The sequence below is a fragment of the Bacillus cereus group sp. BfR-BA-01492 genome, from assembly GCF_022662815.1.
Classification (GTDB): domain Bacteria; phylum Bacillota; class Bacilli; order Bacillales; family Bacillaceae_G; genus Bacillus_A; species Bacillus_A cereus_BD.
This window is the reverse complement of record NZ_JAKUEH010000014.1, coordinates 92614-105943: the sequence shown is the minus strand read 5'-3', so window position 1 is coordinate 105943 and position 13330 is coordinate 92614. Positions and strand designations below refer to the sequence as shown.

The window sequence follows — 13330 nt, the reverse complement described above, 5'->3', positions numbered from 1 at the left end:
ATCTTTTTAAATTCTGCATTAAATTTCTTGTTTGCCATACGGACACTTCCTCCTTGAAATCCATTGTAAGGACTTAACTAAGTTGTGTCCATATGACTATACTAACTCCAGGTTTTAGCTACGGGACAATTTCAAAGTAATTTTCAAGTGGCACAACAAATTGCTACTCAAATGAGAAAGGCTTCGGATACTACCCAAAGTGCGACAAATAAGTCTATTAAAAAGGAAAAACGTACTATGCTATCTGTTAACTCACAAGCCCAAGAAACAAATCAACAAATGTTTGATTTGACAAAACAATTTTCCACACCTTTCAACAAGCGGTCAATAGCATTCATTCGGTAGCTAAAGACTTTGAGAAAATGGATAACGAACTTCACAATACTTTTTGCTAATGTGACACCCTACGTAAAGGTAAAACGGCAGGAGGAAAGAAATATATGCGATTTTAAAAAAATCCAGAAGATCCGGTTTATCAGTTCTTAGCAGCAACATTTCATCAAGATACATTTTCCGAAGAAGCACTCCAATATTTACTTGAAGAAGAAAGTACGGAATATTTATAATATTTTTGATAAATATTCTGATATCCTCTTCTTTATCCAGATTATGTTATATAATTATTGAAAATTACATATATTAGGGATGGGGAGGATTCTATGAACGCTTCATTAAAGGGGAATGAGCAAATCACACAGTTATTAAATGATTGGTATGTAGAGATTCGTGCTCGAAGAATAGAGAATGCACACAAATTAAAAGAAGAGATTAATACTAACATCCAAACTATTGAGGAAGACCAAAACCTATTCATATACTATTCTCTTCTTAATTTTAGATATCAATATTTGGTCGATAGCTTAAGCATCTCTAAAGATAGCTTTAAACAAAATGATTCTTTTGCAATACCGGCAGATAACTTCTTAGCATATTATTACCACTTTTTTAAGGCAATTCATTCAAATATAACTGGCAGTCACACTATTGCTAAAATGCACTACGAAAAAGCTGAAGAACTTTTAAAACATATACCAGATGAAATTGAAAAAGCTGAATTCTATTATGAATTAGCCATTTTCTATTGTCACACTCAAAAGTATCTTCTTACTATTAATTATTTAACGAAAGCTAAAGAAGTGTTCTCTAGTCACAAAGGATATGAATTGAAAGTTGCTTTTTGTAATAATCTATATGGACTAGCATGTACCCATTTAAAAGAGTATGAATTGGCAGAGGAACATTTTCTTTCTGCAATAGATACATTCCAAAAAGAAAAACAAGACTCTTATATTTTAATTGTGCGTCACAATCTCGGTTTAATGTATGCAAACCAAAACCTTTCTACTCTAGCTATCCGCTATCTATCTGAAGTCAATCAAAAGTTAACAACTGATTACAAGGCCATTTTCATTCAAGCTAGAGAGCATTTCAAACTAGGAGAAACAAATATTGCTTCAAATTTAATTGAAAAAGGATTAAATATTTGTAATAATTTATGTAATAAAGGCTATATACATCATTTTACAATTTTAAAACTACTGAACGATAATGCCTCTACAGAAGATTTAGAAAAAATTGTTGTAGAAGGATTATCCTATTTCGAAAAAGAAGAATTATATGAGTATGTGGAAGAATATGCTGAAAAGTTAGCATTAAAATTCTATCAAGAAGACAATCACTCAAAAGCCAGCAAATATTTTTATACAGTCAGCAAAGCTAAAGATAAAAATTTTAAAAAAGGAGCATTAAAATGAAAAAAACAGTATTAAGTTTACTTGGAGTTTTGACAGTTTTAACTTTAACCTTCGGAGCATCTTCTTCATTAGATGTTCAACAAACCGTTGAAATCATTGCATACACACATGGACATACTGGTTAATTCGTTGTTTATTATTTTACAAACTATAACACAAAAAGAAAGTGGCAATTATGGTGGCCACTGAAAAAGTTCCGCTTTTCAGATCATAAAACATATGTAAAACAAAAAAGGCGACTTTCGTTCAATTTTGAACAGAAAGTCGCCTTTCTCTCTATAGATTGGTTACTCTCAGAAGGTATCTCATCTGTTTCAAATCAGTTACCATTGAAAGACCGATTTGCTTTTGCTGGTGGAGGTGGTTTTCGGTCTAGATTTGATACGCCAGATTTTAGACAAGCCGAAGAAAAACTATCAATCCATCCCCATCAGTTCGCTAAAGGGAGCGGGGATTCTGAAGGAGAAAATTATCTCTGCTTTTCCAAAAGAATACCCCCTATTTTTAATAAATTGAAAGGCGTACAATAGAAATGAAGTATAAATATAATTTTGAATTACTTACCAATGGAAAATTAGTTATGAGGCTTCCTCAGGAAATTAAACTTATTGAAACTTTTTTAGGCGTTGAAGTTTCTGCTTTTGGAGATTGGATTTTAGAAGAAATACATAGTGTTTTAAATGAAAAAGAAGATTACGTAGTAGTAAATGGCAACATTTGCGGTTTAGAAATTCGGAAAGATACAACTACTGTCCTAGACAATTTAGCTGAAGATGGTAAGGGAGAATTTTGTGAAATAGAAACGATTGAATTGGTAGACTTAATTCATATTTGGCTAGATAAACAAAAAGAATTTAAAAAAGGAGAAAATAAGGAATTGTAATAATTTAAGTAGCTGACTTCTACACGAAGTCAGCTCTATTTAACGTTTTAGACCCGAAGTTATCGAAGGAGGTCTCCGTTTTTTTTAGAAGACCTACACTTCTATTTATATATTTTTACGTATACAAATATTAATGATGATTCCCATCTGCATATTGAATCAACATCATTTTATGATGATTACCGTCTGCATATTGCGGTTTTTCTGCTAATGTGTGTATCCCGAACGTTAAAGTTAACACCATCATACTTCCCATTATACTACCTATCATTTTCTTCATTTTAGTGCCCCCTTATCAAATACTTTCTTTCTTGCTTGTGTACTTAAATAAAAATACTTACTTGCTTTTGTGTGGTTATCCTCTTTATAGAACTTAATCGCTAAAGCCTCCAGAGATTCATGCATATACGTATATAATTCTTCTCTTTCAAAATACTCATTTCCTGCCAATACAATTTTTTCAAGCTCTTCAGCAGAAACATTTTTGTTCCTAGCATCCAAAATCATAAAACGATGTTGATATTCCTCATGTTCCAATGCATTACAAATTTGTAACCCTTTTTGAATCAGTTCCTCTGCCATTTCATATTCTTTAAGCTTGAAATGTTCTTGTGCTTCAATAAAAATTGCTCGATAATTTCCTGATGTTTTTAGATTTACTTCAGATAAATATCGAATAGCTAGACTTGAGAGGTTTTGACTTGCATATAATAACCCTATATTATGTCGAACCATTAAAATATAATATTCTTCATTGTTTTTTTGAAATTGATCCATTGCAGTTGTAAAATGTTCTTCAGCTAATTCCCACTCTTTCAAATGAGTACAAGCCAACCCTAACATGTTTTCACAGAAAGCAATATTTGTTTCATAACCAGTAAATTTAAGGTAAATATCTTTTGCCTTAGTAACATGTTTAACTGATAAAAGTCCTTTATATATATCATAATAAAATGAGCCTAATTTATAATGAAACTCAGCTTCTTCTAACTCATCCGGAATATGTTTTAAAAGGACTTCTGCCTTATCAAAGTGTTCTCTCGCTTCAGTATAACTACCTGTAACACTCATATAGATTGCTTTAAAGAAATGATAATAATAAGATAAATGTTCATCTGTTGGTGTTCCAAAAGATTCGACTTGATTAAAACTATCTTTCGATATACTCATATTGTCTATTAAATAATTATATCGAAAATCCAGCAGAGAATAATAAAGTAATAAATCCTGATTCTGCAATGACTCCTGTTTCTCTTCTTTTAGTTCTTGAATCAAACTATCAATCTGTTCCTTCATACTATGAGCTTTCGCGATATGTCTTGAACGAATTTCGACATACCAATCGTTCAATAGTTTTGTCACTCTGTCATTCCTCACGATTACGGACATATAAATCCTCCTTATTACAGAATTATGCACCTTAATATTAACAAAAAATGCCACATTAAATACTTCTTATTTAATTTTATCCAGAAAATACATAATATTAAGAATTATATTCTGAATATCCTTAAGTGAATGATCATAAGCCCCCTACATTTCCTACAAAAGATTGTAAATCATATAGAAGAATTTTATACAGCGGTCATAAAAAGGTACTACCATTACCTTTTATGACTTAATATACACATAGCAAAAATATATAAGGCTTACTGTCCATTTTTAAACAGTAAGCCTTATATTTTATAAGATGATATAATCGTTTGTTATTTCTTCTCTTTCCTCCGAAACCGCTCATGTATATTATTCCACTTATACGTTCCTGCTTCGCTAAATTCTGCTAGTTCCATGGATAAGGCGAAGTAGCGTTTGGCAGCGAGGTCTGCGAAGTGTTCTTTCATCATGTTGAATAGGCGGTTGCATGTTTCTGTTTTGTCTTGTGTGGTTCGCCCGGCTCCGATTTTGAGCGTCGCATGGACGAATGCATCCTCTTCTTGTCCGTCAGCAATATAGTAATCTTGTAATTCGATTGCTCTTGAACGAATCCCTCCTGTTGGGAAGATGTCACTTCGTGAGATAAGGATATTGTTTACTTTTTTTAATAGTTCTTTCATATTCGCTTCTTCTTTTATATTATTCGTATACTCGACTATAAAATGTGGCATGGACGTAAGGCCCCTTTCTTTTTATAGATTACTAGAATAAGAGTAGCCGTTCTGTTCGCTACTCTTTTGCTTCCTATTGTTTAGAAAACGTTTCTTCCCCAACAATGGTATTGATCAGACGGCCTATTCCTTCAATTTCGGTAATGACTTCGTCTCCTACTTTCGTATCGACAGATCCTTTTGGCGTACCTGTTAAAATGATGTCTCCTTTACTTAATGTCATAAAGCTACTTAAGTAGGCAATTAAGTCCCGGATGGAAAAGATCATATCTTTCGTTGTTCCTTCTTGCGTCAGCTCGCCATTCACATATGTACGGAGCGTTAAGTTCATCGGGTCGTCAATGTCGGATGCATCGACAATCCATGGACCGATTGGCGTACATGTATCGCGGTTTTTCACTCTCAAATTTGGACGATAATAATTTTCTAAATAATCCCGTATTGCATAGTCATTCGCTACTGTATAGCCAGCGACGTAATCGTATGCCTCTTCTTTCTTAACGCCTCGAGCTGTTTTTCCCATAACAACAGCTAGCTCGCACTCATAATGCATATATGTTACATCTTCTGGGCGATATGTTTGACCACGGTGACCGATGAATGTGTTAGGTCCCTTTAAGAAGACGAGCGGTTCTGTTGGCGCGTTAAATGATAACTCTTTTGCGTGATCTGCGTAATTTAAGCCGAGAGCAAATACTGTTCGCGGCTCAACTGGCGGGAGCCATGTTACTTCCTCTTCTACTAGCATTCGCCCATCATCTAATTGCAATTTGCCATCTACTTCAGTTGCGTAGTAAATCCCGCCAGCATATGCGATGCGCGCTCGTTTCATCGTACTCCTCCTCTCACAAGTTCTTTTTCTAAAACGACTTGATTTTCTAAGCTGCCAATTCCTTCGATTTCAATTCGAATGCGGTCTCCATTTTTTACGAGTGGTGGATTTTCCGGGACACCAACAAGCAGTATATCTCCTTCATATAACGTCATAAATTCTGTTACATCTGCGATGAGTCGTTCCACTGGTCTAATTAAGTGTTTCGTATGATTTTCTTGCCGCAATATGCCGTTCACATATACTTGAATGGTTACATCATTTGGGTTTTGAATAGCCCCTTTCTCGATCACCCATGGGCCAACTGGACAAAATCCATCGCGTGCTTTTTGCTTAATCGCTGGGCGATACACGCTTTCATGAGGTATGCTGATGTCATTTACAATCGTATATCCTTGCATATATTTTAACGCTTCTTCTTCCCTTACTTTCGTCGCCCTTTTTCCGATGACAATTCCTAGTGCTGCCCCAACTTCTAACTCCTTTTCTTCACTCGGTAACGGAATCGGCATTCCCCGGGCAATCATTGTGTTTATCGGTTTGATATATAAAATGGGAGCCATTGGCGCTTGTTTATATGGCAATTCATGTACCGAATTTCCTAATGCGGCAAGTGCTCCTTTATAATTGAGCAATGTCCCGTAAATATTTCCTGAAGTTGGAATATCCAATGCAAGCTCGTGACTTTCATACTCTTTTCCGTTCCATATGACAACATCTTCTGTTGCATGTAGCTCCGCTTCTTCTATTTGAGATCGACCATAACATTTAAACTGTATTTTCCTCATATTTTCCTCCCTCATTTCACTGAATGATGACTAATACCTTTCACATCGCTTCCTGTATTCGACTTCACCAATATTTCTTCAAAATTACCCGTCTTACTTCTTTTCGCAAATAAAATTGTACCTATATAAGCTCCAAGAAATCCTAACGGAATGGAGACAATGCCTGGGGAAGACAATGGAAATAACGGTTCTCCTACAAAAAGTGCTTCTCCTACTTTCGGACTCCATACACTCGGACTAAGCGCAACGAGAATCATACTGCCAAGTAAACCTACGAGCATTCCTGTAATGGCTCCTGCCATATTAAAACGCTTCCAATACACAGTGAATAAAATGACAGGCAAATTAGAGCTTGCTGCAACTGTTAATGCTAATGAGGAAAGAAAGGCGACATTCATTTTTTGAACAAACAATGCCAATATAATAGAGAAAACTGTAATGCCAATCGAAGCAAATCGCGCCATGCGAAGCTGCTCCTTTTCAGTCGCTTTTCCTTCTCGAATAATTTCATTATAAAAATCATGAGAGAATGCGGTTGCCCCTGTGACAACAATTCCCGCTACGACAGCAAGAATGGTAGCAAAGGAGACGGCTGATATAACAGCAAATAGCATGTCACCGCCTAATATTTTGGCTAGCAATGGTGCCGCCATATTTCCAGCTGGATTCGCTTTCATAATCTCTGTAGCTCCAACGAATTTTGCAGCAGCAAATCCTAAAAAGATGACCATAATATAAAATAAGCCAATGATCCAAATGGAATAAGCAACAGATTTTCTCGCTACTTTTGCATTTGGAACGGTTAAAAAGCGGCTTAAAACATGAGGAAGCCCAGCTGTACCAAGAATCAAGCCAAGCGTTAAAGAAAAGGCATCTAATCCATTTGTATATTTTGCACCTGGATGTAAGTAAGCCTCTTGAAGGGGCGTTGCTGTTTTCATTTCTTCAAAAATACGAAAAACATTAAAATCAAATTTGCTCATTACCATGATAAAAATGAGCAATGTCCCGCCTAATAATAAAAATGCTTTCGTAATTTGCACCCAGCTCGTCGCTGTCATACCACCAAAAATAACAAATACAAGCATAACAAGCCCTACAATAACGACAGATATTTCATATTGAATGTTTATTAGTAATTTAAATAGCGCCCCCGCTGCGACAAGCTGTGCAAGCATGTAAAAAACAGAAATGGTAAGGGCATTAAATGCCGTAACACCGCGCACTTTTTTATTTTGAAAACGCTCTGTAATCATATCTGCTAATGTATATTTTCCTAGATTGCGAAGCGGTTCGGCTACTAGGAGTAAAACGACTAAATACGATACAAGCGCACCATACATTAAGAAATATCCGTCATATCCAAGAAGGGAAATCGCACCAATAAGACCTAAAAAAGAAGAGGCTGACATAAAATCACCGGCAATTGCAAAACCATTTTGCCATCCCTTTAGTCCCCCTCCAGCTGTATAAAAAGAATGAGCATTACTTGTTTTTTTCGAGGCATGATAGGTAATAACAAGCGTCATAATTACAATGAATCCAAACATTACTACCACTTTATAATCCATCTACTTTTCTCCCCTCTGCCTCGTCCCTTAACACTTGCTCGGCTAATGCATCAAAGTAAGCTGCCTTTTTTACATATAGATGACAAATGACAATGGTCATGCCAAACTGAGCAAAGGCATATACCCAGGCCCATGATATAGAACCAATCGCTGGCTTTGTGAATAGATTTGTATCCAATGTTAAAATCGGTAAAAGTAGCGCAAAACAAATGAAAAAGACTGTCACGGAAACTGTAAATCTTTTTCTCTCGCGCAATAACGCTTTAAATTTTTCTGAATTTGCAATCTCCTCGTAATTTATATTTTTGGATTTTATCATATAAAACCCACCTCATCCTTTATTCAATTTTATCCCGCTATTTTAAGGGCGTAAGGCTCTCTATATCGCTAAGTGATCTAGTAAAACATACCGATTGATATCATATACATTTGCATTTTCAAAAATAGATTGGGTCCATTTTACTTTTATCTGTTTATTTAATACATCCATGGGGCAATTGGATAACTGAAGGAGAAGATGCTGTTCTTTTATTTGTTGACATACTCCCTTATAAAAAATTTGATTAATTTCTACTGTAATATGATAAACACCAGGTACTGGTAGCATATAATCTGGCTCTACGAACACTTCAATAAATCTATACGTTTCGTAAAAAACGGAGGATTTCTGTACAATTCCCCTTGTTTCATAATAATCACCGAGATAATTCGGAATATCATGTGTTGCTCCATGGGAAAGTAGTTTTCGAATAGCAGTTGAACTAATTTTATGATGATGGTGTTCTATTTTTGGAATCGTGGTAACTTCAAATTTGTTCTTCCCTTGTTCTTTTAATAGCTGCATATTGCCTTGCCCTTTATATCCGTAATGATAATCAAATCCGGCGACAACATGTTTGCAGCAAAATCCGATAATATATGTTTCCACAAACTCTTGATCAGATAGGCGGGCGAATATTGGATCAAACTTGACTACGATTAATTTTTCAACACCCATATTTTTAAAACGCTCTTCTTTCACTTTCAAAGGTGTTAAATATTTTATCGGGCCATCAGAAGGATTCACAACTTCCTTTGGATGTGGGTAAAATGTCATAACAGCAAATGTGATCTTCTTTTGTTTGGCAATCTCTTTTGCTGTTTTAATGAGCTTTCTATGACCAATATGAACGCCATCAAAGAAGCCAAGTGCAAGGACACATTCCTCTGTTTCTTCTCGCAACGTTTTAGAAATGGGGTGTTGCATATACAGCGTCTTCACCTTATCACCTCACCTATCATTTTCACAAACTATTCTAATAATCTATAACACAAAATCTGGTTTTCTCTGTTCTAACGTTGGACTTGCCTCTTGTATTCTTTCCCCTGTTTCGATATCTAAAAATGGAGATGTTTCATTAAACCAGCTATCCGGTGCTTTATGCCCCCAGAACGTTTGGCGTCTTGGATCATTTAAATCCCAGCGCACTGGATTGAAATCTGGATCACTTGTTAAATAATCTCCGTTATACAGCTCAATTCGGTATCCATCTGGGTCTCGTAAATACAGGAAGAATGCATTCGATAATCCGTGGCGTCCAGGTCCTCTTTCCATATTTTCACCATAGCCAAGTGATGCAAGGACATCGCAACAATGAATAAGTGCTAATGGATCTGGTAACCAAAAGCCAATATGATGAAGGCGTGGTCCTTCTCCATTCATAAATGCTTGGTCGTGTACCGTTTGCTTCCGGTGAAGCCAAGCAGCCCATACGCGATCATCTTCTGTTGCTGTATATTCAGAACATGCAAAGCCAAGTTCATTGACAAAGAAGTCGTAAGCTTTCTCTACATCTGGCACAGCGCAGTTTACATGATCAATACGCTGAATTCTTGCTCCACGATATTGATCATAACGCTGAATCATACGCTCAGCACCCTTCATCTTACAGAAGAATTCAAGGGGCATTCCTGATATATCATGAACATGTAATGCCCTGCCCAGTGCATATTGTGTTCCTTCTTCTTTCCACTTTGTTTTTAATCCTTTTGATTGAAAAAATGCTGCTAGTTTATCTAAATCTGCTTCACTCTTCACTTTATAGCCAAGTGCATGAACACCTAACTGCTCTGATTTTTTCAATACTAAGCTATGATGAACGTGTTCTTCTAACCCTCTTAAATAAATATGCTCCTCATCACATTCCGTCTCGATAAACCCTAAAGCGTTTACATAAAATTCTCGCGAACGATCCAAATCTTTCACATTTAGAATTGTTCTTGCAATGCGAATAATATTAAACTCCATTTGGTGCACCTCCACATTTTTATACTTTTTCGATTAACTCTTCCGAGCGATTTAAAAATTCTTTTACGCGGTCTACATATACTTGCTTATCGTAGCCATTATATAGCGCGCTCGCCATTCTAACTGGATCTCCAAAAAAGAAGCGTTCATACAATGTCTGTCTCGTGCCAAATGCACTCATACAAACATCCCAAGCTAGTCGATATAATTTCACACGATTATATGCATCCCCATTTGCCGCTTGTAAATATTTATCTAAATCCGGGCGTAATTCCGATTGAAAATCTGATTCGGATGGAATTGCCATTAAGCCGCTTGCTCCAAGTAGTTGCATAATTTCACTAAATCTTGGGTAAATTTTTGGATAGTAGTGGCGCGCAACATTTAATGGTGTAAAGTCCGGTGTCATAATGCCCCACTTATCCAGCTTCGCATTTGCTTCTGCTGCCGTTACGTATGCTTTCACTGTTTCAAGCGCCATAATGACTTCCGACATCTTTTCTTGTACATGTTGAAACTGGCCGATATTAATCGTTTCTACCATGAGCTGTAAAATTCCTAATACAAATTCCGTTTTTGCAATATTTTTTGAGACAACTTGATGCGTCATATGAACAACCGCATTACTTTCGTTGTAAGCTTGATTACAAACGCCAACATCCCCTAAAGCAAACACTCGATTCCAAGGCACTACGACATCGTCAAATACGACAATCGTATCCATTTCTTCAAATCTCGATCCAAGCGGATGATCAAAATGAGACTTTCCGTAATCAAATGATTCACGGCAAATAAACTTTAATCCCGGTGTATGATTTGGAATTGAAAAGGCATATGCATATGGATTTTCCTCTTCGGATTGTTTTAAAAGAGTCGAAGGAAACACCATAATTTCATCGGTAATTCCTCCTTGCGTTGCAAGTAAACGCGCTCCGCGAATGACTACGCCTTCTGATGTTTTTTCTACAATGCGCGCAGCAATATAAGGATCGGATAATTGCGATGCATTAACCGCACGATTCACTTGCGGCTGAATTAATGTATGTGTTAAAGATAAATCATTCTCTCGACAATACTCGTAATACTCCGCCATATTTTTCGCATAAAACGCATCTTGTTTTCCAAACATTTCAGCAGCCGATCCGTAAGCCATCATTCCGGCGTTAATATAATCTGGAGAGCGCCCCATCATACCGCCGTTGTATTTTGCCCACTCTTGAATCATTTTGCGGCGCTTTGCTAAGTCTTCTTTTGTTTTTGGCTGCAAAAAGGAAGTGCCGACACGCTCTCCTGAAGTTGGAGAAGTATATGTCATATACTCTGCTTTCTCAGGATCGTGTTGCATATCATATAACTCAGCTTGCGTTTTCATTACCCCTTTAAAAGCAGGATGTTCTGAGATGTTTCCTTCTACTCTCTTCCCGTCAATCCATACATTGGCATTTGCTTGATTTACTCTTTCGATATATTCTTTTCCTGTTTTTGCTGGCATTTCACTCTCCCCTTTCATGAAACTATTGTTTTTATACTTTCATCTGCAGCTTATTATTTCTTTGTGCCAAACTTCGGAATATGATGATCTCCGATTGCAACATGGATAACCTTTGGTTCCGTATAAAACTCGAAAATGGCATAGTGCCCACCTTCTCTTCCGATCCCGCTATCTTTTGCTCCGCCAAACGGAATTCGAAGATCGCGTACATTTTGAGCGTTCACCCATAACATGCCCGCTTCAATGGACTGCGCAAGTCGATGACCTCTCTTCATATCATTTGTCCAAACATAACCAGCAAGTCCGTACCTTACATCATTAGCAATTGCAATCGCTTCTTCTTCCGTTTCAAATTCCATAACAGCCATAACAGGACCAAATATTTCTTCTTGGCATACTCGCATCTCATTTTTTGCATGTAATAATAAAGTTGGCGGCACAAAGTTACCCGCTTGCACCGATTCGGGAACAACTCCTTGTATCACTTCACACCCTTCTTCTTTTGCGATCTCAATATACTTTTGTACCTTTTGAAAATGCTGTTTTTCAATTAACGGACCAAGTTCTGTCTTAGGGTCCATCGGATCGCCGATTGTAATATAGCCAACACGTTCTTTTAATTTTTCAATAAATTGATCTTTAATATTTTTGTGCAGTAATAAGCGAGAATTAGCGGTACAGCGTTCTCCATTAAATGAGAAAATGCCCCACACAGCCGCATCTAAAGCGCGCTCTAAATCTGCATCTTCAAAGACGATAAGAGGAGATTTACCACCTAGTTCCATTGAAGTTTTCTTTAACGTATCAGCCGCATTTTTCATAATGATTGAACCTGTCGTTGTTTCACCTGTGAATGATATAGCTTTCACATCTTTATGAGCGACAAGAGAGGCACCCGCTGTTTCCCCAAAGCCATGAACGACGTTAAAGACGCCATTTGGCACTTCTGCTTTATGAATTATTTCAGCCAGTTTGTTAGCCGTTAAAGGAGATAATTCAGCCGGTTTTAAAACAACTGTATTCCCGGTAGCTAATGCTGGAGCTACTTTCCAAGTTTCTAACATGAACGGGGCATTCCATGGGGTGATGAGGCCAACAACCCCAATTGGATGGTAGACAGTGTAATTAATAAATTCTTTGTTTACCGGATATGATTCACCGTGTAATTTCGTTTGTACCATTCTTGCATAGAAACGAAAGTTTTCTGCTGCACGCGATGTCATTTTTCTCGTTTGACTAATAGGAAGCCCCGTATCTAGTGCTTCCAAATATGCGATTTCTTCTATTTCCTCATCAATTAAATCCGCAATTCGATTGATATATTTCATTCTCTCTTCTACTTTCATCTTGCCCCATGACCCTTTTTCAAAAGCGGCTTTCGCTGCAGCAACTGCCAGATTGATATCAACTCTATCTCCTTCAGCTATTCGATTAATCTCCTTGTTTGTAAACGGATTCATATTTACAAATACTTTTCCAGACTGCGCTTTTCTAAATTCTCCATCAATATATAAATCTACCTGTTCTATTTGCTTATGGGCTTTATCTTTTTGTATATCCTTCGCTTCTATATGCACATTCTTCCCTCCTACAATTTTTTGAATGATGCCCCTTAAAA

14 protein-coding genes and 2 pseudogenes are annotated in these 13330 nt (G+C 36.8%); 5 read left to right on the top strand and 11 right to left on the bottom strand.

Annotated features, from left to right (window positions below; translation table 11 throughout):
* Positions 1–123: 123 nt before the first annotated feature.
* The 5 genes and pseudogenes from MR063_RS16745 to MR063_RS16735 all read left to right on the top strand — a co-directional run.
* Positions 124–395, top strand: a pseudogene (locus MR063_RS16745) (TIGR04197 family type VII secretion effector); the annotation flags it as partial.
* Positions 396–452: 57 nt separating this feature from the next.
* Positions 453–563 (top strand): annotated as a pseudogene (locus tag MR063_RS22215) (hypothetical protein); the annotation flags it as partial.
* A gap of 96 nt (positions 564–659) precedes the next feature.
* Complete coding sequence (locus MR063_RS16740; RefSeq protein ID WP_242199863.1) at positions 660–1754, top strand: Rap family tetratricopeptide repeat protein; 1095 nt, start codon at positions 660–662, stop codon at positions 1752–1754.
* Entirely contained in the window at positions 1751–1879 is a 129-nt protein-coding gene (locus MR063_RS21850) for a hypothetical protein (RefSeq protein ID WP_256941452.1), read from the top strand. Before MR063_RS16740 ends, MR063_RS21850 begins: the two co-directional genes overlap by 4 nt.
* Positions 1880–2286: 407 nt before the next feature.
* On the top strand, positions 2287–2637 hold the full coding sequence (locus MR063_RS16735; protein ID WP_242199855.1) for a hypothetical protein: 351 nt from the start codon (positions 2287–2289) through the stop codon (positions 2635–2637).
* A 130-nt stretch (positions 2638–2767) separates the two neighbouring features.
* On the opposite strand, the gene MR063_RS16730 is transcribed toward MR063_RS16735, so the two are convergent.
* From MR063_RS16730 to hpaE, 11 genes are all read right to left on the bottom strand, one after another.
* The gene (locus tag MR063_RS16730) at positions 2768–2917 is read right to left on the bottom strand and encodes a hypothetical protein (protein ID WP_242199853.1); all 150 of its coding nucleotides are present in this window, start codon (positions 2915–2917) and stop codon (positions 2768–2770) included.
* Positions 2914–4026 carry a response regulator aspartate phosphatase gene (locus tag MR063_RS16725; RefSeq protein ID WP_242199851.1) on the bottom strand — a complete coding sequence of 371 codons (1113 nt, stop codon included), beginning with the start codon at positions 4024–4026 and terminating at the stop codon, positions 2914–2916. The genes MR063_RS16730 and MR063_RS16725 overlap by 4 nt, the downstream gene beginning before the upstream one ends.
* Positions 4027–4343: 317 nt before the next feature.
* A complete protein-coding gene (locus tag MR063_RS16720; protein WP_242199841.1) occupies positions 4344–4742 on the bottom strand; it encodes a 5-carboxymethyl-2-hydroxymuconate Delta-isomerase in 399 nt (132 codons plus the stop codon).
* Between the two features lie 73 nt (positions 4743–4815).
* Complete coding sequence (locus MR063_RS16715; protein ID WP_242199839.1) at positions 4816–5574, bottom strand: fumarylacetoacetate hydrolase family protein; 759 nt, start codon at positions 5572–5574, stop codon at positions 4816–4818.
* Positions 5571–6362, bottom strand: a complete 792-nt coding sequence (locus tag MR063_RS16710; protein ID WP_242199791.1) for a fumarylacetoacetate hydrolase family protein — start codon at positions 6360–6362, stop codon at positions 5571–5573. The genes MR063_RS16715 and MR063_RS16710 overlap by 4 nt, the downstream gene beginning before the upstream one ends.
* Positions 6363–6373: 11 nt before the next feature.
* Positions 6374–7933: a solute symporter family protein gene (locus tag MR063_RS16705; RefSeq protein WP_242199784.1), complete on the bottom strand. Its 1560-nt coding sequence runs from the start codon at positions 7931–7933 to the stop codon at positions 6374–6376.
* The gene (locus MR063_RS16700; protein WP_242199781.1) at positions 7923–8252 is read right to left on the bottom strand and encodes a DUF485 domain-containing protein; all 330 of its coding nucleotides are present in this window, start codon (positions 8250–8252) and stop codon (positions 7923–7925) included. The genes MR063_RS16705 and MR063_RS16700 overlap by 11 nt, the downstream gene beginning before the upstream one ends.
* 60 nt (positions 8253–8312) lie before the next feature.
* A complete protein-coding gene (locus tag MR063_RS16695; protein WP_242199768.1) occupies positions 8313–9194 on the bottom strand; it encodes an FAD synthetase family protein in 882 nt (293 codons plus the stop codon).
* A gap of 42 nt (positions 9195–9236) precedes the next feature.
* Positions 9237–10220 (bottom strand): 3,4-dihydroxyphenylacetate 2,3-dioxygenase, encoded by a 984-nt coding sequence (gene hpaD / locus MR063_RS16690; RefSeq protein WP_087094625.1) that lies wholly within the window; start codon positions 10218–10220, stop codon positions 9237–9239.
* 19 nt (positions 10221–10239) lie between these two features.
* The gene (gene hpaB / locus MR063_RS16685) at positions 10240–11712 is read right to left on the bottom strand and encodes a 4-hydroxyphenylacetate 3-monooxygenase, oxygenase component (RefSeq protein WP_242142412.1); all 1473 of its coding nucleotides are present in this window, start codon (positions 11710–11712) and stop codon (positions 10240–10242) included.
* Positions 11713–11765: 53 nt separating this feature from the next.
* Positions 11766–13283, bottom strand: a complete 1518-nt coding sequence (gene hpaE, locus MR063_RS16680; RefSeq protein ID WP_242199874.1) for a 5-carboxymethyl-2-hydroxymuconate semialdehyde dehydrogenase — start codon at positions 13281–13283, stop codon at positions 11766–11768.
* Between the last annotated feature and the right edge of the window lie 47 nt (positions 13284–13330).